This window comes from Bifidobacterium eulemuris, assembly GCF_014898155.1.
GTDB lineage: Bacteria > Actinomycetota > Actinomycetes > Actinomycetales > Bifidobacteriaceae > Bifidobacterium > Bifidobacterium eulemuris.
Genome location: NZ_CP062938.1, coordinates 1,570,577 through 1,595,887, shown reverse-complemented (window position 1 = coordinate 1,595,887; position 25,311 = coordinate 1,570,577). Strand labels below are relative to the sequence as shown.

General features: G+C 64.7%; 19 protein-coding genes, 1 tRNA gene and 1 pseudogene. 17 read left to right on the top strand and 4 right to left on the bottom strand.

Annotated features, from left to right (window positions below; translation table 11 throughout):
• Positions 1-232 precede the first annotated feature (232 nt).
• A tRNA-Gly gene (locus BE0216_RS06940) sits at positions 233-306 on the top strand.
• A gap of 242 nt (positions 307-548) precedes the next feature.
• Here the strand turns inward: BE0216_RS06940 and BE0216_RS06935 are convergent.
• The 3 genes and pseudogenes from BE0216_RS06935 to BE0216_RS12220 all read right to left on the bottom strand — a co-directional run.
• Positions 549-962 carry a helix-turn-helix domain-containing protein gene (locus BE0216_RS06935; RefSeq protein ID WP_094635819.1) on the bottom strand — a complete coding sequence of 138 codons (414 nt, stop codon included), beginning with the start codon at positions 960-962 and terminating at the stop codon, positions 549-551.
• Between the two features lie 152 nt (positions 963-1,114).
• Complete coding sequence (gene brnA / locus BE0216_RS06930; protein WP_094635820.1) at positions 1,115-1,387, bottom strand: type II toxin-antitoxin system BrnA family antitoxin; 273 nt, start codon at positions 1,385-1,387, stop codon at positions 1,115-1,117.
• Positions 1,371-1,484, bottom strand: a pseudogene (locus tag BE0216_RS12220) (BrnT family toxin); the annotation flags it as partial. The gene brnA and the pseudogene BE0216_RS12220, both read right to left, overlap by 17 nt.
• A 177-nt stretch (positions 1,485-1,661) precedes the next feature.
• Between BE0216_RS12220 and BE0216_RS06920 the strand changes: the two are divergent.
• The 12 genes from BE0216_RS06920 (at position 1,662) to BE0216_RS06865 (ending at position 19,020) form a co-directional block, all read left to right on the top strand.
• A complete protein-coding gene (locus tag BE0216_RS06920) occupies positions 1,662-2,663 on the top strand; it encodes a drug/metabolite transporter permease (protein WP_094635849.1) in 1,002 nt (333 codons plus the stop codon).
• A 719-nt stretch (positions 2,664-3,382) separates the two neighbouring features.
• Positions 3,383-5,056 (top strand): potassium-transporting ATPase subunit KdpA, encoded by a 1,674-nt coding sequence (kdpA, locus tag BE0216_RS06915; RefSeq protein WP_094635822.1) that lies wholly within the window; start codon positions 3,383-3,385, stop codon positions 5,054-5,056.
• A complete protein-coding gene (gene kdpB, locus BE0216_RS06910; protein WP_094635823.1) occupies positions 5,056-7,170 on the top strand; it encodes a potassium-transporting ATPase subunit KdpB in 2,115 nt (704 codons plus the stop codon). The genes kdpA and kdpB overlap by 1 nt, the downstream gene beginning before the upstream one ends.
• 29 nt (positions 7,171-7,199) lie before the next feature.
• Positions 7,200-7,808: a K(+)-transporting ATPase subunit C gene (gene kdpC, locus BE0216_RS06905; protein ID WP_094635824.1), complete on the top strand. Its 609-nt coding sequence runs from the start codon at positions 7,200-7,202 to the stop codon at positions 7,806-7,808.
• A 346-nt stretch (positions 7,809-8,154) separates the two neighbouring features.
• Positions 8,155-11,217, top strand: coding sequence for an ATP-binding protein (locus BE0216_RS06900; RefSeq protein WP_094635825.1), 3,063 nt, complete (start codon positions 8,155-8,157; stop codon positions 11,215-11,217).
• Complete coding sequence (locus BE0216_RS06895; RefSeq protein ID WP_094635826.1) at positions 11,214-12,170, top strand: response regulator transcription factor; 957 nt, start codon at positions 11,214-11,216, stop codon at positions 12,168-12,170. Before BE0216_RS06900 ends, BE0216_RS06895 begins: the two co-directional genes overlap by 4 nt.
• Before the next feature lie 484 nt (positions 12,171-12,654).
• Positions 12,655-13,743, top strand: a complete 1,089-nt coding sequence (fbaA, locus tag BE0216_RS06890; RefSeq protein ID WP_094635827.1) for a class II fructose-bisphosphate aldolase — start codon at positions 12,655-12,657, stop codon at positions 13,741-13,743.
• Positions 13,744-13,838: 95 nt separating this feature from the next.
• Positions 13,839-15,125: an adenylosuccinate synthase gene (locus BE0216_RS06885; RefSeq protein ID WP_094635828.1), complete on the top strand. Its 1,287-nt coding sequence runs from the start codon at positions 13,839-13,841 to the stop codon at positions 15,123-15,125.
• 177 nt (positions 15,126-15,302) lie between these two features.
• Positions 15,303-16,247, top strand: coding sequence for a fluoride efflux transporter FluC (locus BE0216_RS06880; protein WP_143249252.1), 945 nt, complete (start codon positions 15,303-15,305; stop codon positions 16,245-16,247).
• Positions 16,244-16,615, top strand: coding sequence for a fluoride efflux transporter FluC (locus BE0216_RS06875; RefSeq protein WP_094635829.1), 372 nt, complete (start codon positions 16,244-16,246; stop codon positions 16,613-16,615). Before BE0216_RS06880 ends, BE0216_RS06875 begins: the two co-directional genes overlap by 4 nt.
• A 129-nt stretch (positions 16,616-16,744) precedes the next feature.
• On the top strand, positions 16,745-18,259 hold the full coding sequence (gene gtfA / locus BE0216_RS06870) for a sucrose phosphorylase (RefSeq protein ID WP_094635830.1): 1,515 nt from the start codon (positions 16,745-16,747) through the stop codon (positions 18,257-18,259).
• A gap of 104 nt (positions 18,260-18,363) precedes the next feature.
• Positions 18,364-19,020 carry a YesL family protein gene (locus BE0216_RS06865; RefSeq protein ID WP_094635831.1) on the top strand — a complete coding sequence of 219 codons (657 nt, stop codon included), beginning with the start codon at positions 18,364-18,366 and terminating at the stop codon, positions 19,018-19,020.
• A gap of 38 nt (positions 19,021-19,058) precedes the next feature.
• Here BE0216_RS06865 and BE0216_RS06860 read toward each other — a convergent pair whose 3' ends face one another.
• Positions 19,059-20,612, bottom strand: coding sequence for an alpha-amylase family glycosyl hydrolase (locus tag BE0216_RS06860; RefSeq protein ID WP_094635832.1), 1,554 nt, complete (start codon positions 20,610-20,612; stop codon positions 19,059-19,061).
• A 287-nt stretch (positions 20,613-20,899) separates the two neighbouring features.
• On the opposite strand from BE0216_RS06860, the gene BE0216_RS06855 reads away from it, so the two are divergent.
• The 4 genes from BE0216_RS06855 to BE0216_RS06840 all read left to right on the top strand — a co-directional run bounded on the left by BE0216_RS06855 (position 20,900) and on the right by BE0216_RS06840 (position 25,194).
• Complete coding sequence (locus tag BE0216_RS06855) at positions 20,900-22,174, top strand: ABC transporter substrate-binding protein (protein WP_094635833.1); 1,275 nt, start codon at positions 20,900-20,902, stop codon at positions 22,172-22,174.
• An 85-nt stretch (positions 22,175-22,259) separates the two neighbouring features.
• Positions 22,260-23,138 (top strand): carbohydrate ABC transporter permease, encoded by an 879-nt coding sequence (locus BE0216_RS06850; RefSeq protein ID WP_094635834.1) that lies wholly within the window; start codon positions 22,260-22,262, stop codon positions 23,136-23,138.
• The gene (locus BE0216_RS06845; protein WP_226805727.1) at positions 23,135-24,019 is read left to right on the top strand and encodes a carbohydrate ABC transporter permease; all 885 of its coding nucleotides are present in this window, start codon (positions 23,135-23,137) and stop codon (positions 24,017-24,019) included. The genes BE0216_RS06850 and BE0216_RS06845 overlap by 4 nt, the downstream gene beginning before the upstream one ends.
• Before the next feature lie 158 nt (positions 24,020-24,177).
• Positions 24,178-25,194 carry a LacI family DNA-binding transcriptional regulator gene (locus tag BE0216_RS06840; RefSeq protein WP_094635836.1) on the top strand — a complete coding sequence of 339 codons (1,017 nt, stop codon included), beginning with the start codon at positions 24,178-24,180 and terminating at the stop codon, positions 25,192-25,194.
• Positions 25,195-25,311: the final 117 nt, after the last annotated feature.

The following is a 25,311-nucleotide window of genomic DNA, read 5'->3' as shown; positions in this document are numbered from 1 at the left end:
ATGGCGTGCTTGTCGATCTGCGGGCTGACGATGCTCGTGGTGCGGGCCGATGCCCGTGGCGTGGCGGCCGCGAGGGTTGCTGGGAATCCATGCGTCATGTGCAGGCTCGGGGCTTCCTTGATATGGCCCGTTTTAGCCTCCTCCGACATACTTCGGGCGGATATGCCATGCCTCGCCAACTCGTGGTAGACTATCTGCTTGTGCGCGGCCGCACTTGTGGCTGGCGACATCTGCGGATGTAGTTCATCGGTAGAACGAAAGCTTCCCAAGCTTTAAAGGCGGGTTCGACTCCCGTCATCCGCTCCACTCTTTTTCGTTGGAATATCAACGATCTCAAGGCTTTTAAGTCGCTTATTGGCATGCAAAAGGTATCAAAAAGATACCAAGCGAATAATCAGCACGGTAATTATGAAGGCAGACTGAGCGGCGAGCACCGTAGCTATTGGTGACGGCATTCCTTCCGTTCCAGTGGTTCAAGGGTGGATGGAGGGATGAATACGTTGGTGTTCAACAGTGCGACTGGCTTGGTCATGATTTCCGACTTTCTGTCAGTCGAACTGTGCGACGTAGGAGGCCAGCTCGTCGTCGCCCATCGCGATCTCCTGTGAGGCCTGCCGCATTGCGGACAGGGATGCCTGCATGCGTTCGCGCTCCTGGCGCTGATAGTCCATGACATCAACCACATCGACCATGCGCCGTCCGGCTTCACCGTTGCGGGTGAAGGGCAGGCGGCCGGAGTCGAGGATTCGAGCGACGGTGCGGGGTGAACAGTCCAGAAGTTTCGCCGCTTGGCCGGTGGTGACCATCCGGTGGCGTCCCATGACGCCCATTGCCGCATTCAGCGCGGCTTCGAAAGCCTCGCCGCTCAGCTCTGTCACCTCGCCGTCGGCGGCGACCAAGGCGCGGCTCCCCATGGTGACCGTGGTGCCTTTGGCGCGAGGATGTTCCAATACTGCGCTCATGATTGCCTCCAAAGTCGACAATTGCTTCCCCTCCATCGTAACGAAAGCTGACAAAATTGACAATATAATGTTTTGTCAGGTTTTACGGCTTACTCCGAGGTCTTGAAGTGGGTTTCCTTGTCATCTCCGGGCAAGCTCGGCGAACGCATGCGTCAGGCGGCGACGGGTTCGCGTCGCTGCGTTGCGCGTAGCCGTTCTGCGATCCACGTGTTGACCACGGCATTGCGGCTGATGGCCAGATCGTCCGCCTCCGCGTCCAGCCCTTCAATCATCCATGCGGGCATGGTCAGGGTGACGCGCTTCTGCAGCGGAGGATGATGCTTCACGATGGGGTGCTCCAGGTCAAGGTAGTCGAGGATGTCCTCCCCGTCGTCGAGCTTGCGGTCGAGTTCCTCGCCGCTGATGGTCTTAGCGGTGCTGCTCATAGATGACCTCCTCATTCTTCCGTGACCTTCGCACCGATATGATGCGAATTCTGTCGCCGCGTCTGGTGGTGATCGCGGGCCAATACTTGCCATCGATCATGCCGAGCGTAGCTGACGTGGCTGCCACGTAGGCGTCGTGGCGATTGTCTAGCGTGCGTATAGGCAATTGTGAGGACGCGACGAAGAGGGCGGCATGGGCAAGGTGGATGAGCTGGGCAAGGTGAACGAGTCGGCCAAAATGGATGAGTCGGCCAAGACGGACAAGTCAGGCAAGATGGAGGAGTCAGAGTCACTGGGCGAGCTGGCGAACGGCCGCGGTCATGTGATCTCCTCGCGGGCGACCGCGGTCGGGCTGCTGGCGATTCTGCTGTGGAGCCTGATGGTCGCGCTGGTGCGCATCGTGACTGACGCCTTCGGCGCCACGCTCGGCACGGCGATGGTGTATACCACCGGCGTGGTGCTGCTCATGATCTTCCACCGCCCTGCTCCGCTCAAGGCCTATCCCAAGCGCTATCTGCTCGTCGGCGGCGCGCTGTTCGTGTTCTACGAGACGGCGATCTCCCTGTCCATCGGCCTGGCCTCCACCGCCACGCAATCCGTGGAGGTGAGCCTCGTCAACTATCTGTGGCCCACGATGATGGTGCTGCTCGCCGCCGCGCTCGCCAAACCCCGCGGTCAGGGCGAAAACCAGGATAACGGCGAACGCAAAGGTGATCACGGCAGTGAGCGCGCCACCAAACACGCGGTGTGGCGCGTGCTGCCGGGCGCGATCGTCGCCACCTGCGGCGTGGTGCTGTCCGTCGGCGGCAACAGCGGCCTCGATTGGCAGGTTGCTGCCGCCAACATCGCCTCGAATCCTCTGCCCTATCTGCTCGCCTTCGCGGGCGCGCTCGCCTGGGCCGTCTACGCCGTGATCACGCCCGCGCTGTCCGCGGGCCAGGACGGCACCTCCGTGTTCTTCCCCTGCGTGGCCGTGGTGCTGTGGGTCATCCACTTCGCCTCGGGCGAGGGGCTGCCCGCCGCCATGCCGCAGGTCGGCTCCTGGCTGGCGGTGCCGGCGGCGGCCGCCGTGATCGCCGGCGGATACGCCTGCTGGGGATACGGCATTCTGCACGGTAGCCTGAGCAAACTCGCCGTGGCATCATACGCCACGCCGCTGCTTTCCGTGGCCGCCAGCGCCCTGCTGCTGGGATTGTCGCTTTCCGTGCCGTTCTGGTGCGGTGCCGTGCTGGTGGTGGCCGGCTCGTTGCTCAACTGGCGCGCCAACCGCGGCTGACGCGGTCGCCGCACTGTGTTGGTTGAGAACGTTCGTGTTGGCGATGCCGTCCCCTCTCCGGGAGTGGCCTATCTGCGTTAGCGGTAGTGGAAATGATGGTCTGCAAAGGTCGATCTGCGTTAGCGGTAGTGTCCGTTTGACGTTATCCCAAGTATGACCGTTGAAATAACGGGCCGGATACTCGGTGTATCGCGTAAAAGCCCACTACCGCTAACGCAGATCGACCTTTGCAAGGTCCCAAATCCACTACCGCTAACGCAGATGGACTGGTCGAGCCGCCGTAGTGGCTAGTGGTCTTTCTCCACCTGTCCGCCATCTGCCCGTCACCTGGCCGCCGTCTGTCCTCCGCCTGCCCGTCGCGCGTCTCGCGCCGTCCCGTCCACCCCGCCGTTAGCAAACCGTTAGGGTTGCCTCCGCACCCGTATGGGTTCCGTTAGTTTCGCTCCCCGTCCCGCGTTCCGCGCCTAGGCTGAAGGACGCAAACGCCCGATAGTCGGGCGCTCGACGGAATGGAGAGAACAATGCCATGGTGGCTTGATGTGGCCTATGTGGTGGGCGCGATTGCGCTGTTCGTCGTATTGGACGTGTTAGGCAAGGCGGTGGACCGGCTATGATCCTCACCGTATTCACCGCCGTGGGTGTGGTCGGGGGCGTGCTGGGTATCGCCTACATGCTCTACGCCCTGTGCCGCCCGGAGCGGTTCTGAAAGCGTGTCGACCATGATGCTCGTGTACGCTCTGCTCGCCCTCGCGCTGGTCGTGGCGATTCTCGCCGCGCTCGTCAACCCGCTGGGCGACTATATCTTCCATGTCTTCACCGACGAGCGGGATCTGCGCCCCGAACGCGCGATCTACCACATCATCGGCGTCGACCCCAAGAAAAGCCAAAGCTGGAAGGCCTACCTGCGCGCCATCCTCGCATTCTCGCTGTTGGGTCTGCTCGCGCTTTACGCCCTGCAACGCGTGCAGGCCTGGCTGCCGTATTCGCTCGGCAACGGCAACGTGCCCGCGCCGCTCGCGTTCAACACGGCCGTCTCCTTCGTGACCAACACGAACTGGCAGGCCTACTCGCCCGAGGCCACGTTGGGCTATGCGGTACAGATAGCCGGCCTGACCGCCCAAAACCTCGTCTCCGCCGCGGTCGGCATTTGCGTGGCCGTCGCCCTGATGCGCGGTTTCGCGTGGCGCAAGGCCGCGACCATCGGCAACTTCTGGGTGGACCTGACCCGCTGCATGACGCGCGTGCTGCTGCCGATCTGCGTGGTGATGGGCACGATCCTCATCGCGCTCGGCGTGGTGCAGAATCTCGCAGGATTCGTCGAAACCTCCACCGTCTCCGGCTCGACCCAGACGATTATGCAGGGCCCGGTCGCCAGCCAGGAGGTCATCAAGGAGCTCGGCACCAACGGCGGCGGATTCTTCAACGCAAACGCCGCCCACCCGTATGAGAACCCGAATATGTGGACCAATCTGGTCGAGATCCTGCTCATGCTCGCGATTCCGGTCGCGCTGACCCGCACCTTCGGCCGCATGGTGGGCGACGTGCGCCAAGGAACCGCTCTGCTGTGCGCGATGGCGGCCCTGTTCGCCGCGTCCCTGCTGGCGCTGGTGTGCTTCGAATCCTTCTCGGCCGACCCGCTCACGTTGCTGGCGGGCGGGTCGATGGAGGGCAAGGAGACCCGCTTCGGCGTGGTATGGTCCAGCCTGTTCTCCACCGTCTCGACCTCCACCTCCACGGGCGCGGTCAACGCCATGCACGACTCGTACACGGCGCTCGGCGGCATGATGCTGCTGTTCAATATGATGCTCGGCGAAGTGAGTCCCGGCGGCGTGGGCTCGGGCCTGTACGGCCTGCTGATGATGGCCGTCGTGGCCGTGTTCATCGCCGGCCTGATGGTGGGCCGCACGCCGGAATACCTCGGCAAGAAGATCGGCCCGCGTGAGATGAAGATGGCCTCGCTGTACTTCCTCGTCATGCCGGTGCTGGTGGTGACGGGCGTGGCCCTAAGCTTCGCCGTCCCCGCCGTGCGCGAGTCGGTCGCCGGCTCTCTGGGCAACTCCGGCAACCACGGCTTCACCGAAGTGGTCTACGCCTTCACCTCCGCGGCCAACAACAACGGTTCCGCCTTCGCCGGCCTCGCCGCCGACACCCTCTGGTTCGACACCGCGCTGGGTGTGGTGATGCTGCTCGGCAGATTCGTGCCGATCGTGCTGGTGGTCGCCTTGGCGGGTTCGCTCGCCCGTCAGGAGATCGTGCCGCGCACTGCAGGCACGATGCGCACCGACAACGCTCTGTTCGTATTCCTCCTCGTGTTTGTGATTGTGATCGTTTCCGCGCTGACGTTCCTGCCCACGCTTGCGTTGGGCCCGTTGGCGGAAGGTTTGGTGATGTGATGACATCCGCATATTCGAAGTTCGGCGCCATGTTGGCGGCCGCCTTGCCGGGCGCGCTGCGCAAATTCGACCCGCGCGCCATGTGGCGCAATCCCGTGATGTTCATCGTCTGGGTGGGGGCCGCGTTCCTCACACTGGTCGGCATCGCGCAGATATTCGACGTGGAGATGCGCCAGGGCGAGCCGATCTACTTCACTTGGCTGGTCGCGGCCTGCTTGTGGGCGACCGTCCTGTTCGCCAACCTCGCCGAATCCGTGGCCGAAGGCCGCGGCAAAGCGCAGGCCGATGCGCTGCGCAAAACCCGCACCACCACGCCGGCCCGCCGCGTCGTCGGCTACGACGAGACGGCCGATCCCGACGCGCGCGGCCCCGAACACGGCGAAGGCCCGTCATACATCGAGGAGATTCCGTCCTCCGACCTGCGGCTGGGCGACGTGGTCGTCGTCGCCGAAGGAGATCTGATTCCCGGCGACGGCGACATCATCTCCGGCATCGCCTCGGTGGACGAATCCGCCATCACCGGCGAATCCGCGCCCGTGATCCGCGAGTCGGGCGGCGACCGTTCGGCCGTCACCGGCGGCACGCGCGTGCTTTCCGACCGCATCGTCGTGCGCATCACCCAAAAACCCGGCGAATCCTTCGTCGACAAGATGATCGCGCTGGTCGAGGGCGCGAACCGGCAGAAAACACCCAACGAGATCGCGCTCAACGTGCTGCTCAGCTCGCTGACCATCATCTTCCTCGTCGTGGTGCTCAGCCTCAACGCGCAGGCCGGAGCGGTGGGCGCGTCCGTCAGCCTGACCGTGCTGCTCGCCTTGCTGGTATGCCTGATCCCGACCACCATCGGCGCGCTGTTGAGCGCCATCGGTATCGCCGGCATGGACCGGCTGGTGCAGCGCAACGTGCTCGCCACCTCCGGCCGCGCCATTGAGGCCGCCGGCGATGTGACCACCCTACTGCTCGACAAAACCGGCACCATCACCTACGGCAACCGCCAGGCCTCGGCCTTCCATCCGCTGCCGGGCGTGGAACAGGACGCTCTCGTGCGTGCGGCCGCGTTGAGCTCGCTGGCCGACTCCACGCCCGAAGGCCAGTCCATCGTGGCGCTCGCCGAACGCATGGGCGTGCGCATCGGCGAGGCACCCGGCGCGCAGCCGGTGGCGTTCACGGCCGAAACCCGCATGTCCGGACTGGATCTGCCGGGCGGGGAGCGCATCCGCAAGGGCGCGACCTCCGCCATCGAGGCGTGGATCGCGGCCGAGGGCGCGGCGGTCGAACAGGGCGTGATCGACGCGATGCGAGACCGGGTCGACGCGGTCTCCAGTCAGGGCGGCACCCCGCTGGTCGTGGCCGAACAGGCCGCCGACCGTGCGGTGCGCGTGCTCGGCGTCGTGCAGCTCAAGGACGTGGTCAAAGAGGGGCTGCGCGAACGGTTCGACGACCTGCGCGCCATGGGCATCCGCACGGTGATGGTCACCGGCGACAACCCGCTGACCGCGAAGGCCATCGCTAACGAGGCCGGGGTCGACGATTTCATCGCCGAAGCCAAGCCGGAGGACAAACTCGCCTATATCAAGGCGGAGCAGGCCAAGGGGCAGCTGGTGGCGATGACCGGCGACGGCACCAACGACGCGCCCGCGCTCGCCCAATCCGACGTGGGCGTGGCGATGAACTCCGGCACCTCCGCCGCGAAGGAGGCCGGCAATATGGTCGATCTCGACTCCGACCCGACCAAGCTCATCGATATCGTGCGCATCGGCAAGCAGCTGCTCATCACGCGCGGCGCGCTGACCACTTTCTCCATCGCCAACGACATCGCGAAATACTTCGCGATTATCCCGGCCATGTTCATGGACCGGTTCCCGGGACTGTCGGCGTTGAACGTCATGGGTCTGCATTCGTCGCTGTCCGCTGTGCTGTCCGCGGTGATCTTCAACGCGGTCATCATCGTGGCGCTCATCCCGCTCGCGCTCAAAGGCGTGGACTATCGCGCCGAAAGCGGCGAGCGGCTGCTGGGGCGCAACCTCAAGGTCTATGGGTTGGGCGGCATTATCGCGCCATTCGTCGGCATCTGGGCCATCGATCTGTTCGTTCGTCTGATCCCCGGTCTGTGAGCCCGGCGTTTTGGAAAGGAAACACTGATATGAAGAACGCGCTGGCGCTGCGTATGCGCACCTGTTGGGCGGGATTCAAGGCGGTGGTCGTGTTCACCGCGATCGCGATCGCCTACACGCTGCTGATGGTCGGCATCGGCCAGCTGGGATTCCCCTCCCAGGCCAACGGCTCGATGCTCACCAACGGCGAGGGCGAGGTGGTCGGCTCATCGCTGATCGGCCAGTCTTTCACCGATGCGAACGGCCGCGCGCTGCCCCAATACTTCCAGTCGCGCCCCTCCGCGGCCGGCGACGGCTACGACGCGTCCGCCTCCGGCGCGACCAATAAGGGGCATCAGGACGAGGAGCTTATCTCCTCCGTCGAGGAGCGGAGGGCCGCCATCGCCGAACGTGAGGGCGTGGACGTCGACGACGTGCCGGCCGACGCCGTCACCGCTTCGGCCTCTGGGCTCGACCCGCATATCAGCCCCGAATACGCGGCCATCCAGGTGGAGCGTGTGGCCGAGGCGCGCGGGCTGAGCGTGGACCAGGTGGAGGAATTGGTGCGGCTGAACACCACCGGCCGCGGATTGGGATTCATCGGCGAGCCGGTGGTGAACGTGGTCACCCTCAACCTCGCGCTCGACGAGCTGGCGTAGCGGGCCGCGAGCCCATGGTGTCGTGGTCGTACAGCGTGTGGTGTCGGGCATAAGCGGTAGGCCATCGTGCGGTTCATCTTGCGGTCCATCGCGCGGTGGTGCCCATGGTGTTGTGCTTTCCATGGTGCGGTGCCTCGAAAACGTTGCAATTCCACCCCACCGCACCATGTGGGCGCCGCACGATGGGCAACACCGCACCATGTGCCGCGCGATGTGCTGCACGATGGCGCGGTGTTGCGCGAGGAGTTGCACAGTGGCCGTGCGATAGGGCGGTGCCGTGCGGAATACCGCGCCGTGCGATGCGGTACAGTCGGGGAAGATATGAACGAGTGAGGCGGACGGGACGATGGCGAACACACGGGGATCGTTGCGGGTGCTGCTGGGCGCGGCTCCCGGCGTGGGTAAAACCTACGCGATGCTGCAGGAGGGGCGGCGGCTGCGCGACGAAGGCAAGGACGTGGTCATCGCCCTGTTGGAAACCCACGGGCGGCGGGCCACCGCGCAGGCCGCCGAGGGACTCGAGCAGGTGCCGCGCCGACGCGTGCGATACCGCGGCATGTGGCTCGACGAGATGGACCTGTTCAAAGTCGTCGAACGCGACCCCCAAGTGGCGCTGGTCGACGAATTCGCCCACAGCAACGCGCCCGGCTCCGTGCACGCCAAACGCTGGCAGGACGTGGAGGATCTGCTCGACGCGGGCATCGACGTGATCACCACCATCAACGTGCAGCATATCGAATCGCTGAACGACGTGGTGCGCGGCATCACAGGCAGCGAGCAGCGTGAGACGGTGCCCGACAAGGTGTTGCGCGCCGCCACGCAGATTGAGCTGGTGGATCTGCCGCCGGAGGGTCTGCGCGAGCGGCTTTCCGCCGGATTGGTGTATCAGCCGGACCGGGTGGACGCCGCCTTGTCCAACTATTTCCGCCTCGGCAATCTCACGGCCCTGCGCGAACTGGCGCTGCTGTGGCTGGCCGGGCGCGTGGACGAGGCGCTCAAAGCCTACCGCAGCGAGCATCACATCAGCGCCAAATGGGAGACGCGCGAACGCGTGGTCGTCGCCTTGTCGGGCGGCCCCGAGGGGGAGCAGCTGCTGCGTCGTGGCGCGCGCGTGGCCCGGGCATCCGGCGGCGGCGACCTTATGGCCGTGCATGTGACCAGCGAGGACGGGCTGCGTGGCTCCGACCCCGTTCTGCTGGAGCAACAGCGCGACCTGGTGGAGCAGCTGGGCGGCTCCTACCACCAGATCACCGGCGAAAGCATCGCCGACTCGCTGCTGCAGTTCGCGCGCGCCAACAACGCCACGCAGATCATCGTCGGCGTCTCGCGCCGCTCCGCGATCTCCCGTTGGCTGGGACGCCCCTCCTCGACCAACGAGATCATCTCCAAATCAGGCGATATCGATGTGCATGTGGTCACCCACGCCTTCGCGCACCGGCGGATGCTGTCTCGTCTGCGCCTGCCGCGCCGCCGCCGCACGATGACCACGCCGCGCATCGCGTTGGGATTCCTGTTCGCCTGCCTTGCCGTGCCGGTAGTGGCTGGGCTGCTGGCGCTGGCTTCCGATCCTCTGTTCGCCGCGCGAGACGCGCTGGTGTTGCAGCTGATCGTGGTCGCGTCCGCGCTGATCGGCGGCGTCGCGCCCGCAACCATGGCCGCCGTGCTCTCCGGACTGGCGCTCGACTACCTGTACGTCGCGCCGACCGGCAGCCTGCATATGCCGCACTGGCAGGATTGGCTGACCATGCTGCTGTACGTGGCGGTGGGCGTGATCGTCTCGTTCGTCGTGGACCGTGCCGGCGAACGGGCGCGGCAGGCGCAGCGCGCCTCCGCCGAATCGGAGATGCTGGCCGCCATCTCCGGTGCTGTACTGCGCAGCGGCGACCCGCTGGAGGCGATTGTGTCGCGCACGCGCGAGGCGTTCGGATTCACTTGCGTGCGTGTGGTGAAAGGCGGCGAGGTGCTGGCATCGGACGGCGATGAATCGGACGGTGGCGTATCGGGCGCCACTCCGGGCACCATCGCCATCGGCGATGACGGTGTGACGCTGGAACTGTACGGTCGCGCCATCGAAGCCTCCGACCAACGGCTGCTCATGGCGGTCGCCTCGCAGATCCTCACGGTGCTCGAACACAACGTGCTGGCCCAAAAAGCGCAGGAGGTCGAGCCTCTGGCCGCGGCGGAGAAGATGCGTACGGCCCTGCTCAACGCGGTGAGCCACGACCTGCGCCGTCCGCTGGCCTCGGCCACCGCGGCGGTGTCCGGACTGCGGCGCATGGGCGACACGATGAGCGGGGAGGATCGCGACGAGCTGCTGGCGGTGGCGGACGAATCGTTGGGACAACTGACCAAACTGGTCACGGATCTGCTGGACGTCTCACGCATCCGCGAAGGCGCGCTGCCGCTGTCGCTGGTCGCCTCCGACGTGGGCGCGGCCATTGTGCCCGTACTCGACGAGCAGCGTATCGGGCCAGGCAAAGTCGACCTCGAGCTCGACGCGCAACTGCCGCTGGTAATGGCCGACCCACCGCTGCTGCGGCGTGCGCTGGCCAATGTGGTGACGAATGCGATGCGGTTTTCGCCGGAGGGCGCACGCATCCGCATTTCGGCGTCCGCGTTCAACGGCATGGTGGAGATCCGCGTGGCTGACCGCGGGCCGGGCGTGCCCGACGAGCGCAAGGCCGACATTTTCGTGCCTTTCCATCGCCTAGGCGACACCGACAACACCACTGGGCTGGGGTTGGGGATGGCGCTGTCGAAGGGTTTCATCGAATCGATGGGCGGTTCGATCGAGGCGGAGGACACTCCGGGCGGCGGACTGACCATGGTGATCGGCCTGCATGCGGCCGATCCCGCGCTGCGGCTGGGGCAGCCCATCCCGCCGGCCGACATCCCGGCCTCGGCGGAGCGGGTCGAGGCTGCGACTATGGCCGTGTCGGGCATGGTGTCCGACGTGATGCTGCCGTTGCGCGGCGAGGCTTCGGCCGACGTGCTCGAGGGGCTGATGGGACGTGCGCTGAATGGGTCGGGCGGCGGTCCGGACGGGTTGGGCGGCGGTCCGGGCGTTATGGGCGGTCGTCCGGATAGGTTGGGCGGTCGTAAGGACGTTATGGGCGGTGGGCCAGACGTGTCGGACGGTCGTCCGGATGGGTCGGATGACCGCCCGGAAACTACGGGCGGTCATGAGGATGTTACGGGCGGTCACACGGACGTCGTGAAGAGTGCGGGGCGTGCGAACCTCTCGGGCCACGAGAATAAGCAAAACGGCACGAATCGTGTGGGCGGTGTGAATATCGTGGGTGTCGAGGGTCGCACAGACGGAACGGACGATGCTGATTGTGCGAACCCCACCAACAGCTACACGACTATCGTGGGGACGAGTCGGGACGACCCGAAGGAGGCAAGATGAAAATCCTAGTGGCCGACGACGATCCGCAGTTCCTCAAAGCACTGCGGATCACCCTGCGCTCGCAGGGGTATCAGATCGTCACGGCGGCGGACGGCGTGCAATGCATCCAGGTCGCGGTCGAGGAGCATCCCGACCTGTTCGTACTCGACCTCGGCATGCCGAAAATGGACGGCATGGGCGTGATCCAAGGCGTGCGCGGCTGGACCGACGCGCCGATTCTCGTGGTGTCCGGCCGCACCGACGCGCGCGAGAAGGTCGCCGCGCTCGACGCGGGGGCCGATGATTACGTGACCAAGCCCGTCTCCATCGACGAACTGCTCGCCCGCATCCGCGCGCTGGGGCGGCGCATCCCGCAGGAGTCGGAAGGTTCGCAGGAAGCCCAGTCCCCGCAGGTTGTGCTGGGCGATGTGACCGTGGATCTGGCCGCGCACGCCGTGTTCCGCAGCATGGGTGGGGCTGTCGCTGGCTCGGATGGCGGGTTGGACGGCCACCCGGCTGACGGTTCGGGCGGTGGGCCGGACGGTCATCTGAGTGATGGTTCGGATGGTCGTCTTGCCGATGGCTCGGGCGGTCGTTTGGCTGACGGACCGGATGTCGGGATGGGCGGTCGTTTGGTCGACGGTCCCGACGGCGGGCCAGATGGTCGTCCGCGCGCTGGGGTGGATGGCCGCCCGACTGACGGACTGGCCAGCCGTCAGGTGCGTGTGCGGCTGACCCCCACCGAATGGAAGGTGCTGGAGATGCTGGTGCGCAACGCCGGCCGTCTGGTCACGCGACAGGATTTGCTCACCGAGATCTGGGGTTCCGAGCACGTCAGCGACTCCGGATACCTGCGCCTCTACATCTCCCAGCTGCGCCGCAAAATCGAACCCGACCCCGCCCACCCGCGGTACCTCCACACCGACCCCGGCATGGGCTACCGTCTCGACCTTCCCCCCGTCTCGTCATCCTGAGCGGAGGCGGAGCTGGAGTCGAAGGATCTCGTGGTGCTTGCCGTTACGAGATCCTTCGACTCCACTACGTTCCGCTCAGGATGACACGAGTGGGCGGCTCGCCTTCTCTCGGGATGATGCGCGGCATACGCTCCACCTGAGCCAACCCAACTGTTCCGCGGAAGTCCTGTTCCCTCCATTTCTCGGGGTCTCCGCGGATTTTCTATTGCTCGCGCAATATGGATTCGTCGGCAGGGCGGCCCCAACTACGGTCGATGCCCCTCTCCGATACACGCCACATCGAGTTTGGTGTGTCGGATTCGACAGAGACGGCCAATTTTCCACACCAAACTCGAGAATCAATCGTTTTACCTGAGCAAGGCTTTCCAGCCCGACACACCAAACTCGCAAACCGCCTCAATATGAATGTGAATTCGCGCACAAACGGGCGGATCGGCGGGCGGTTCCATCGCGACCATCGCCTCGCGGGAGGATAATGGGAGTCATGACGATCGCAACTTCCGAACGCTATGCCGAAATGCTCGACGCCGCCCGACGCGGCGGCTATGCGTATCCCGCCATCAATGTGACCAGCACGCAGACGCTGAACGCCGCGCTGCAGGGCTTCGCCGAAGCGGAATCCGACGGCATCATCCAAGTGTCGGTGGGCGGTTCCGCCTATCTTTCCGGCCAGTCGGTGAACGACCGCGTGGTCGGCTCGCTGGCGTTCGCGGCGTTCGCGCACGAGGTCGCGGCGCATTATCCGCACATCACGGTCGCCCTGCACACCGACCACTGCGCCAAGCAGTACCTCGACGAATGGGTGCGGCCGCTGCTCGCGCATGAGGCGGCCGAGGTGGCGCGCGGCAAGGAGCCCACCTTCCAATCGCATATGTGGGACGGTTCCACCGTGCCGCTGGAGGAGAACCTCGACATCGCGGCCGAACTGCTGGAGAAGTCGGTGAAGGCGCACACCGTGCTGGAGATCGAAATCGGCGCGGTCGGCGGCGAGGAGGACGGCCATTCCGCGGAGATCAACGAAAAGCTGTACTCCACCCCGGCCGACGGTTTGCGTGTGGCCGAGCGGCTGGGCGTGGGCGAGCACGGCCGCTACATGGCGGCCTTCACCTTCGGCAACGTGCACGGCGCGTACAAGCCGGGCGTGGTCAAACTGCGTCCCGAGTTGCTGGGCGAGATCCAGCGCGAGGTGTGGGACGCCATGCACGACGGGCGTCTGGGCAGTTTCGCCGCCTCCGCCGTCTCGTCGTGCGCGCTGCCGGATATGCCCGAAGGCAAGCCGTTCTCGTTGGTGTTCCACGGCGGCTCCGGCTCCAGCCCGGAAGAGATCGCCGAGGCGGTGGGGCACGGCGTGGTGAAGATGAACATCGACACCGACACCCAATATGCATTCTCGCGCGCCGTGGCCGGGCATATGTTCGCCAATTACGATTCCGTGCTCAAAATCGACGGCGAAGTGGGCGATAAGAAGCTTTACGACCCGCGTTCGTGGGGGCGCGAGGCGGAATCCGCGATGGCTGCCCGCGTGGTCGAGGCGTGCAGGCAGCTCGGCTCCGCAGGCCGCGCGCTCAAGTAGTTCCGGGGCGTCCCGGTTTAGGGCTCAAGGTAGGGTATTGGCGGCGGGAGATGTGAGGTTTTCCGCCGTTCGACTGCACAAGGCGGAGGTGCGAGATGCCTGGAATCATCCTGATCGGTGCCCAGTGGGGCGACGAAGGCAAAGGCAAGGCGACCGATCTGATCGGCACGAAGGTCGATTACGTCGCCCGCTTCAACGGCGGCAACAACGCGGGCCACACGGTGGTGGTCGGCGACGAGTCGTACGCGCTGCACCTGCTGCCCTCCGGCATCATCAACAGCAATGTGACCCCCGTGATCGGCAACGGCGTGGTCGTCGACATCGAAGTGCTGTTCGAGGAGATCGACGGACTCGAAGCCCGCGGCGTGGACTGCTCGCGCCTGCTGGTGAGCGAGGGCGCGCACATCATCGCGCCGTACCACCGCACCATCGACAAGGTGACCGAGCGCTTCCTCGGCAAGCGCAAGATCGGCACCACCGGCCGCGGCATCGGCCCGGCCTACGCCGACAAGATCAACCGCGTGGGCATCCGCGTGCATGACCTGTTCAACGCCGAGCATCTGCGCGACAAGGTGGAGGCCAGCCTGCACCAGAAGAACCAGATGCTGCTCAAGCTCTACAACCGCCGCGCCATCGACGTGGACGCCGTCACCGACGAGCTGCTCGCGCTCGGCGAACGCCTCAAGCCGTACGTCGCCAACACCTCGCTGGTGCTCAACAAGGCGCTCGACGAAGGCAAAACCGTGCTGTTCGAGGGCGGTCAGGCCACTATGCTCGACGTGGACCACGGCACCTACCCCTTCGTCACCTCGTCCAACCCGACCGCGGGCGGCGCCTGCACCGGCACGGGCGTGGGCCCCACCAAAATCAACCGCGTGATCGGCGTCTCCAAGGCGTATGTGACCCGCGTGGGCGAGGGGCCGTTCCCCACCGAGCTGTTCGACGAATCCGGCGAATGGCTGCGCGCGCAGGGACACGAGTTCGGTGTGACCACCGGCCGTCCGCGCCGCTGCGGCTGGTTCGACGCGGTCGTGAACCGTTACGCCACCCAGGTCAACGGCCTGACCGACATCGTGCTCACCAAGCTCGACGTGCTCACCGGCCTCGAGGAGATCCCGATCTGCGTGGCCTACGACGTGGACGGCACTCGCCACGACGATATGCCGACCGACCAGGCCGCGTTCGCCGCCGCCAAGCCGATCTACGAGACGATGCCCGGCTGGAGCGAGGACATCTCCACCTGCCATGAGTTCGACGAGCTGCCCGCCACCTGCCAGGCGTATGTGAAGCGTCTGGAGGAGCTCAGCGGCTGCCGTATTTCCGCGATCGGCGTCGGCCCGCAGCGCGACCACATCATCGCCGTGCATTCGCTGATCGACTAGGGCGAAGCCTTACGGCCCGCTTGTCACGATAGTTGTTCCTTATGCGACACGGTGATTCCCCGCTTCAAGTCCCCGAACTACCCCCCCGTGGATCTTGCTGATCCGTCGGATGGGGCGGATTCCGCGGTCCGTCCGACGGTTTCGTCTTCGTTTTTCGGCGTCGGGGAGCCTTCTGGCGTGACCGACGGCGAATCCGCCCATGAATCCGCCGCCTCGCCGGCCGTCGATCCGGCGCCCAGCACCATGGAGATCTCCGCCGCGCATGTGAATCCCCGTCCGACCGGTGCCGCCGCCGCGCCCACGCCGCCGCAGATTCCGCTGGCGCCGATCAAGCGCGTGCAGGCGCGGTTCAATCCGCTTGCCGACGGCATGATCTATCTGGTGGTGTTCCTCGGCGGATGCGTCGGCACGGCCATGCGTTACGGATTGGGGCTCGCCATGCCCGGCGCAGCCTCCGAAAATGGTTTCTGGAGCGCCTTCCATCCCGCCACTTTTCTGGCCAATATGATTGCCTGCTTCGTCTTCGCGCTGCTGACCTCGTATGTCTCGCAGGCCACGTGGATTCGCAAGCGCGCGCGTCAGCTCACCTCGCGCGGCGTGGGCATGGGCATGTGCGGCGGGTTCTCCACTCTGTCCGCGATGGCCGTCGAGGGGCTGCTCGCCTTGCAGGATGGCCATTACGCGGGTTTCGCGTTCTATTGGGCCGCCAGTTTCGTGGGCGGTTTGGTGGTGTCGTGGATCGGCGCGGTGTTGGGATTGCGGATGTCGTCGCGACGCGCGGCGAGGGCCGTGGCCGAGACGCTGGCCAAGCATCAGAGCCAAAGCGCCCGTCACGCGGCTGCTTCGCCGGGCGGCGATGGGCAGCCCATCGACGTGTCCGCAGGCACGGTGATCATCCATTCCCATCGGGTCGAGGTGGTCGAGCAGCTGCCGGTTTCCGGCCCTCCGACCGGCGACTACGGTCAGCCTTTGGTGTCGCCGCAGGATGAGGCCGCCGCCGTGGCCTCCCAAGACGTCGCTTCCGCTGCTGCTTTCGCCGTTCCGCCCGCATATGAGCCGGACCCCATCACCGATGAGATTCCGTTGACCGGCGATCCGACCACGGGGGAGGTGCGAGGATGACCTTTCTGCTGGTGTGTCTGTGCGGCGGTCTTGGCGCCGTGACGCGGTTCGTATGCAACACGTCGATCCAACGCTGGTGGGATCGCGCGTTCCCCTTGGCGACGTTCGTGATCAACGCGATCGCCACATTCTGCGCGGGATTGGCCGCCGCGACCTGGGTGAACCAGGCCGTGCCCGAATCGACCTATCTGCTGTTCGTGACCGGCTTTCTCGGCGGATTCTCCACATTCTCCACCGCCATCAATGAGATGGTGTCGTTGGCGCGTCGCGAACGCTTCGCGACCGCCGGCCTGTATCTGCTGGTCACCGTGGTCGTGCCGATCGTCTGCGTGGCCTGTGGCTGGTGGGTCGGCGAAGCCTGCGCCTGATTCGATAACGCGTCGCAACCTATGGTGAATTGGACGTTGGGAGCGAAAGGCGCTAGTATCGAACCGGTTTGATACAGGTGGCGGCAGCGCTGCTCGCCGCCGCCGTTTCGTCAATAAAGGAGGATCACGTTGAAAAACAAGGTGCAACTCATCACCTACGCCGACCGCCTCGGCGACGGCACCCTCGCATCGATGACCGACATCCTGCGCACCCGCTTCGACGGCGTGTACGACGGCGTGCACATCCTGCCGTTCTTCACCCCGTTCGACGGCGCGGACGCCGGCTTCGACCCCATCGACCACACCAAAGTCGACCCGCGCCTCGGCGGATGGGACGACGTGGCCGAGCTCTCCACCACCCACGACATCATGGTCGACGCGATCGTCAACCACATGAGCTGGGAGTCCGAGCAGTTCCAGGACGTGCTCGCCAACGGCGAGGACTCCGAGTACTACCCGATGTTCCTGACCATGAGCTCCGTCTTCCCGAACGGCGCCACCGAAGAGGATCTCGCCGGCATCTACCGCCCGCGTCCGGGCCTGCCGTTCACGCACTACAAGTTCGCCGGCAAAACCCGTCTCGTGTGGGTGAGTTTCACCCCGCAGCAGGTCGACATCGACACCGACTCCGACAAGGGTTGGGAATACCTCATGTCGATTTTCGACCAGATGGCCGCCAGCCATGTGAGCTACATCCGCCTCGACGCCGTGGGCTACGGCGCCAAGGAGGCCGGCACCAGCTGCTTCATGACGCCCAAAACCTTCCAGCTCATCTCCCGCCTGCGCGAGGAGGGCGTCAAGCGCGGCCTTGAGATCCTCATCGAAGTGCACTCCTACTACAAGAAGCAGGTGGAGATCGCCTCCAAGGTGGACCGCGTCTACGACTTCGCCCTGCCTCCGCTGCTGCTGCACAGCCTGTTCACCGGCCATGTGGCGCCCGTCGCCCGCTGGACCGAGATCCGCCCGAACAACGCCGTCACCGTGCTCGACACGCACGACGGCATCGGCGTGATCGACATCGGCTCCGACCAGCTCGACCGCTCCCTGAAGGGCCTCGTGCCCGACGAGGACGTCGACAACCTGGTCAACACCATCCACGCCAACACCCACGGCGAATCGCAGTCCGCCACCGGCGCGGCCGCCAGCAACCTCGACCTGTATCAGGTCAACTCCACCTACTATTCGGCCCTCGGCCGCAACGACCAGCACTATCTGGCCGCCCGCGCCGTGCAGTTCTTCCTGCCGGGCGTGCCGCAGGTCTACTATGTGGGCGCGCTCGCCGGCGTGAACGACATGGAGCTGCTGCGCCGCACCAACAACGGCCGCGACATCAACCGCCACTACTATTCGACCGCCGAAATCGACGAGCAGCTCGCCCGCCCTGTGGTCAAGGCCCTGAGCACGCTGGCCAAGTTCCGCAACGAACTCGACGCCTTCGACGGCGAGTTCAGCTACGCGGCCGACGGTGACGAGTCGATCACCTTCACGTGGAAGGGCGCGTCCACCGCCGCCTCGCTCACCTTCGAGCCCAAGCGCGGCCTCGGCGTCGACAACACGACCCCGGTCGCCTCGCTCGTCTGGACCGACGCCGCCGGTGAGCATGCCACCGACGATCTGCTGAACAACCCGCCGGTCGTGGCCTGAGAGGGCCGACGGCGCGACGACGCCGGCTGCGGGCGGGAGAGTGGCCTCGGCCCTCCCGCCCATCGCCGCCGCAATCACACCCGCAGGCATTAGGATGGTGGACCATGGGCAAGCTATTCGACCAGAACAATCCGTTCTTCAGAATCATGAACGTCCTGTTCGATCTGATCGTGCTGAACGTGCTGACGCTGCTGTGCAGCATCCCCATCGTGACGGCCGGCGCCTCGTTCACGGCGATGCATTCGGTGCTGTGGCGCATGGTGCGTCGCGAGGAGAACTACATCTCCCGCCAGTTCTTCGAAGCGTTCAAACGCAATTTCAAGCAGGCGACGGCGTTCTGGCTGGTGGTGCTGGCATTGCTCGCCATCGGCTTGGGGGATGTGTGGATTCTTTCGGGCATGGACGGCCCGGTGCGCGTTCTGCTGGAGGGCGCGCTGGCCATCACCGCCTGCCTGGTGCTTGTGGTGGGCCAATACTATTTCGTGATGCTGTCGCGTTATGAGAACAGCGTGATGGGGCATGTGCGGAACGCGGCGAAGCTGGCGTTCGGCTTCTTTCCCCGCACGCTGGGGATGCTGGTGATTATGGTGGCGTTCGCGCTCGCGTACCTGCAATATCTGGGCTATGTGGTGCCGCTGATCCTGCTGTTGGGCGTCACGCTGCCGCAGTACTGCTGCGCGTGGCTGTACGATCCGATTTTCCGCAGGCTCGACAACGATGTGGACGCGGACGGCAAGCTCGTCAAATCGACGTTTGTGTGACCGCCCGCGCCCCTGCTTCCCAGCTGGCGAGGCCCGCGTCAGCGGACGAACAGCGTGACGCCGCCCGCGGGCGCGTCGAGCGTGCCGTCCTTCCAGACGGCCGCCTCGCCGATCGTATGCAGCACGGCACCGGGATCGTCGGTCAGCGGACAGGAGACGGCGTCGGCCGACGGGTTGATCGCCACGGTAATCGTCTCGCCCTCGCCCACGCGCCGGTAGACCAGCGGACAGGCATGGTCGGGCACGTGGAGGAATTCGATCGGAGCGCCGGCGTACAGGCAGTCGTGGTCGTGCCGCAGGGCGATCAGGTCGCGCACCGCGGTCCACAATGAGGCGTCGTCGCCCCGCTGCGCGCTCACCGTAGGGCGGTCTTCGGCCGCGTCAAGCGGAAGATACAGGTCTTCGGCGGGCGCCGCGGAGAATCCGGCGTTGGTGTCGCCGCTCCACTGCATGGGCGTGCGCGAGCCGGTGCGCTCGTAGCCGCCCTCTTTGGATTTGAGCCCGTGCACATACCGCATGCCGATCTCGTCGCCGTAATAGACGAACGGACAGCCGGGCATGGTCATCAGGAACGCGAAGGCCAGCTTCATCTCGTCCGGGGTGAGGGTGTCGCGCATGCGGATCATGTCGTGGTTGCCGGAGGGGATGCAGATAAGCCCCCGCCCCTGCACGCCGTCGGCCATGGCCTGATAGGTGCTGACGAAGGCGCTGACGTCGCCGTCGCCGCCCGCGCGGAACCAGGGATTCTCGCGGAAGAGATCCAGATAGTGCGAGGGGCCGAAATGCAGCAGGAAGTCCATGTCGAAGCCGGCGTTGAGCGCTTCGGCCGGGTTGCCCCATTCGGAGACGAGCACCGCATCGGGGAAGCGCTCGTCGAGGAAGGTACGCACCTTGCGCCACAGCAGCGAGGTCCAGCGGTGGTCGGGATCCTCCTTGACCAGACTGGCCGCCATATCGACGCGGAATCCGTCGCAGCCGAGCCCCAGCCAGAACGCCATGATGTCTTGGATGAGCAGGCGGCCCGCCTCGGCCTCGGGGGAGTCGGCGGCGAACTGCCAGTCCTCGGTCACGGTGCCGAAGCCGTAGTTCAGGCACACCTGTGTGGAGAAGCAGTTGACGGCGGCGCGGTCGGGGCGTTCGGAGATGCCGCCGAGGAAGCCTTTGATCGAGTCGTAGCGCGAGTTGAGATCGGGCGCCTGGTTCATCGGCGCCCAGATGTAGCGGTCGGTCCATGCGTTGCGTTCGTCGCGGCAGGATTCCTGGAACCAGGGGCTGTCGATGGCGGTGTGCCCGGGGACGAGGTCGAGCAGCACCCTGATGCCGCGCCGGTGGGCCTCGTCGAACAGGCGCTTGAGATCCTCGTTGGTGCCGTAGCGTTCGGCGGTGCGGTAGTAGTCGCGCACGTCGTAGCCGGCGTCGTAGAACGAGGAGTCGAAACAGGGGTTGATCCATACGGCGTTGCAGCCGAGCTCGCGGATGTAGTCGAGGCGGGAGACGATGCCGGCGAAGTCGCCGATGCCATCGCCGTCGCAGTCCTGGAACGACTGTGGGTAGATCTCGTAGAACACCGCGTCGTCAAGCCAATGGGCCATGGGAACCTCCTTGTCGTAAGCCCTGCGCGTGGGATGTGCGGCCGTGCGGAACCGGTGGCGGCGGATGCCCTCCGATGGGCGGGGACACGCCGACGTCGTTTGCCCGGTTGACGTCGAACCGGTTCGACTTTATCATCGAACATGTCGGTTATCAAACCGGTTCGATGTAAGAGCCGGAGATGTCCACAAGGAAGGGCGACGTCCATCACATGGCTGTTCGGACGTTGGTCTTCACGCCAGAAGGAAGCAAGGTAGCCTCCTACAACTGGAATAGAAAGGGAAAGCACATGAAGTCATGGAAGAGGATCGGCTCCACTATTCTCGCGTCCGTCGTGGCGCTCGGCATGCTGACGGCTTGCGGTGGGGGCGGCTCTGCCAGCAGCGGCACCAAGATCACGCTGTTCAACTCCAAAGTTGAGATTGAAACCCAGCTTGAGGAGATGGCTGAGAAGTACAGCGAGGAAAAGGGCGTCGATCTCGAAGTCATCTACAGCGGCGACGTGGTGGCCGCCCACCTCGCCACCAAGTACGCCTCCAACGACCCCTACACCATCTCGATGGTTGATGCCAAGGACGTTTACTCCCTGGCCGAGGAGCACGCCGTCGACCTGTCCGACGAATCCTGGGTGTCCGACACCGACTACGCGGTGAGCGTGAACGGCAAGGTCTACGGCTTCCCGCTGTGCGTCGAAGGCCGCGGCATCATCTATAACGCCGACGCCATCGAAAACATCACCGGCGAGGAATTCGATCCCGCCGACTACAAGACCCTTGAGGCGTTCGAGGGCCTTATCGACGAGCTCAAGGATGGCGGCATGGAATCCCCGGTCGGCATCATGAAGGAAGACTGGTCGCTTGCCGCCCACTTCCTGAGCGAGGTCGTCGAGCAGCAGCCTGACGCTGATGCCTTCGTCGAGCAGTTGCAGGCCGGCACCGCGGACGTGGCCAACAATGAGAAGTTCAACCAGCTCTTCGACGCCTTCGACGTGCTCAAGGACAACAACTACGCGAAGAACAACGCCATCTCCGCTGAGCGCGAGGTGACCGAGCAGAAGCTGGCCGAAGGTGAGATCGCCTTCATGTTCGGCGGCAACTGGGATTGGTCCGTCATCAACGCCTACGACTACACCGAGAACATGGGCATCATGCCGATTCCGGAAGACACCGAGGACGGCACCAACGAGAAGCTTCTCGGCGGCGGCGCCAAGATGCTGTTCATCGACAATTCCGACGCCACCACCGACGAGCAGCGTGAGGCCGCCAAGGAGTTCCTGAAGTGGCTGGCCGAGGATGACGAAGGCAAGTCCTTCATCGTGGAAACCGCCAACCTCGTCTCCCCGTTCAAATCCAACACCCTCGAGGTCTCCGACCCGCTCGGCAAGTCCATCAAGGAATACGCCGATAGCGGCAATCTGATCCCGAACTACGACTACAACCCGGATGACTACATCACCGTGATGGGCGCCGAAATGCAGAAGTACCTCGCCGGCGAGGAGGATCGCGCCGCGTTCGCCACGGCTTACGAGGACTACTGGAAGACCGCCACCCTCTCGGGCAAGTGATCCGAGCCTGAAACGCAATAATGTCGATGGTTGTGGATGCCTCGTTTTGAGGCATCCACAACCCCGGACATGAGGTGGGGAAACCATGAAAACAAACAAGCTCTCCTATAAGATGGGGCAGTTCCTGATGTTCGCCGGTCCGGCTGGCATCTTGTTCTGCGCCGTTGTGATCGTGCCGTTCTTCTACGGTCTGTATCTCACCTTTACCAGCTGGGACGGCGTTTCGCTTGAAAAACCGTTCGTCGGACTGGACAACTACGCCGCGGCGTTCGCGGATACCGCCTACTGGTCCTCGCTCGGGCGCACTGTGGTGTACTCGGTGATCTCGGTGATTCTCGTCAATGTCGTCGCGTTCTTCCTCGCCTATTTGGTGACCAGCGGCATCAAAGGGCAGAACTTCTTCCGTGCCGGCTTCTTCATTCCGAATCTGATCGGCGGCATCGTCCTGGGTTATGTGTGGAAGTTCGTCTTCAACCGCGCGTTCGTCTCCATTGGAGAGGCGCTTTCCGGCACCGCGCCGGGATCCCTGCTCTCCACCACCAACGGTGCCATGTTCTGTCTGATCCTGGTATCGGTCTGGCAATACGCGGGATATATGATGCTGATCTACGTCGCCGGTTTCATGGGCGTCGACAACAGTCTCAAGGAAGCCGCCCTGATTGACGGGTGCAACTCCACGCGTGCGATGTGGCACGTGGTGATCCCGCTGATGCGCGCCTCCTTCGTACAGTGCATCTTCCTGAGCACCACCCGCTGCTTCATGGTCTACGATCTGAACCTCTCGTTGACGAACGGCGAACCGTTCAGCTCGTCGGTGATGGCCGCCATGCACGTGTACAACCAGGCGTTCGTCTACAAGAACTATGGCATGGGCCAGACCGAAGCGTTGGTCCTGTTCGTGATCTGCGCGGTCATCGGCGCGCTGCAGGTCTACTTCGGCAAGAAGGGTGAGGTGGCAGCATGACGAAGTCTCAGGCAATGGCGGCGCCCAAAGCGCCCACCAGCACCGGAACCAAAATCGCGCATGGCGTCACCATCGCCGTGCTGATTGTTCTGCTGCTGCTGTTCATCGCCCCGTTCATCCTGGTGCTGATCAATGTGTTCAAAACCAAGGGTGATATCAACTCCGACCCGCTGGCCCTGATCGGCGAGCATGGGTTCACGTTGGACAACTTCCCCAACGCGATGGACAAGATGAATTTCTGGACCGTGTTCGGAAATTCCCTGATCGTGACCGTCTCGGCCACGCTGTTGACCGTGGTGTTCTCCGCGATGGCTGCGTATGTGATCGTGCGCAATCCGGGGTGGAAGGTCGGCAGCCTGTTGTTCGCCGCGATGGTCGCCTCCATGGTCATCCCGTTCCAGGTGCTCATGGTGCCGCTGGTTTCCGTCTACGGTGGCATTCTTGACGTGCTCAACAGTCGTGTCACGTTGATTCTGATGCATGTCGGCTTCTCCGTGTCGCTGACCACCTTCATGTACCACGGCGCGATCAAAACGAACGTCCCCGCCGAACTGGAGGAGGCCGCGTCCATCGACGGCTGCACCAAGTGGCGCACGTTCTGGCAGATCGTGTTCCCGCTGCTCAAGCCGACCACGGCCACCGTCGCCATCATCAACGCGATGGCGTTCTGGAACGACTACCTGCTCCCCTCGCTGGTGCTGGGTCGCAGGGAACTCTACACAATCCCGATCGCCACGCGTGTGTTCTACGGAACCTATTCCACGGATATCGGTCTGGTCATGGCGGCGCTGCTTCTGGCGATGCTGCCGATCCTGATCCTGTACCTGTTCCTGCAGCGTTACGTCGTCGCCGGCGTGACCTCGGGCGCGGTCAAGGGCTGATGGCCGTATGCACGCATCGCTTGCATGAATAACCGCCCGGAACATGGAATGCCATGATGCCATGTTCCGGGCATTTCCATGCCGCCCTTCCCCGCCGCGGCCGGTCCATGACGGGCCACGCCGGGGCAGGGCGGCCGAACCCAAACGGAGGTGAGCCCATGGTCGGTATGCGCGATGTGGCGAAGAAGGCGGGCGTGTCCCTGAGCACGGTGTCTCTGGTGGCCAACGGCACCGGGTACGTGTCCGACGCGATGCGCGCCCGGGTCACCGATGCGATGCGCTCGCTGGACTACATTCCCAACGAGCTGGCCCGCAACCTGTACCGCAACCGGACGAATATCATCGGCATTATCGTGCCCACCGTCCGCCACCCGTTCTTCTCGTCCTTCGTCTCCGCGCTGCAGCGGTCGTTCGCGGCCCGCGGCATGCACGCCATGCTGTGCTCGACCTCGGGAGCGGAGAAAACCGAAAAGGAATACATCGACATGGTGCAGCGGCGCATGATGGACGGCATCGTCATGGCCGCGCACACGCAATGGCAGGAGGACTTCTGGGTTTCGATCGGCCGGCCGGTGGTTTCGCTCGACCGCTATCTCGGCCTCGGCATCCCCTCGGTGTGCTCGAACCACGAGCAGGGCGGCCGCCTGATCGCCGAGCATCTCATCGCCACCGGCGCGCGCCACGTGGTCAGCGTCGGCGGCCCGCGCTCGCAGTTCGAGGATCTGCCGGCCGGCATCGAGAACCGCACCACCTTCCCCTCGGTGCGCTACCACATGATGCTGGAGCGGATGATGGGGGAGCAGGGCATCCCGTGCGACTATGTGGAGGCCGGCGAGGTGTCGTCGCTCGGCGACCATGCGCAGGCCGCGCACGAGGTGTTCGAGCGTTTCCCCGACGTGGACGCCGTGGTGGGGTCGGATCTGGTGGCCGCGTACTGCGTGCAGGAGGCCCGTCATCGCGGGTTGCGCGTGCCCGAGGATCTGCAGGTCATCGCCTACGACGGCACCTTCATGGCCGACGCCGCGGGCCTGCGACTGACCTGCGTGCGGCAGGATATGGACGGACTGGCCGAACGGGTCGTCATCCGTATGATGCAGCTTATCGAAGAGACCCCGGTGGACGATGAGCTCGACGTGGTGCCGGTGCGGTTCGTTCCCGGAGACACCACGCGATGATTGTGCCGGGTTCGGCGTAGCCTAGAGGCAAGGATGAGAGGCCGCCTGCGATGCGTGGATGCACGTGCGTCGCGGGCGGCCTCTCACGTATATGAAGTATGAATCTGAATTTGCGAT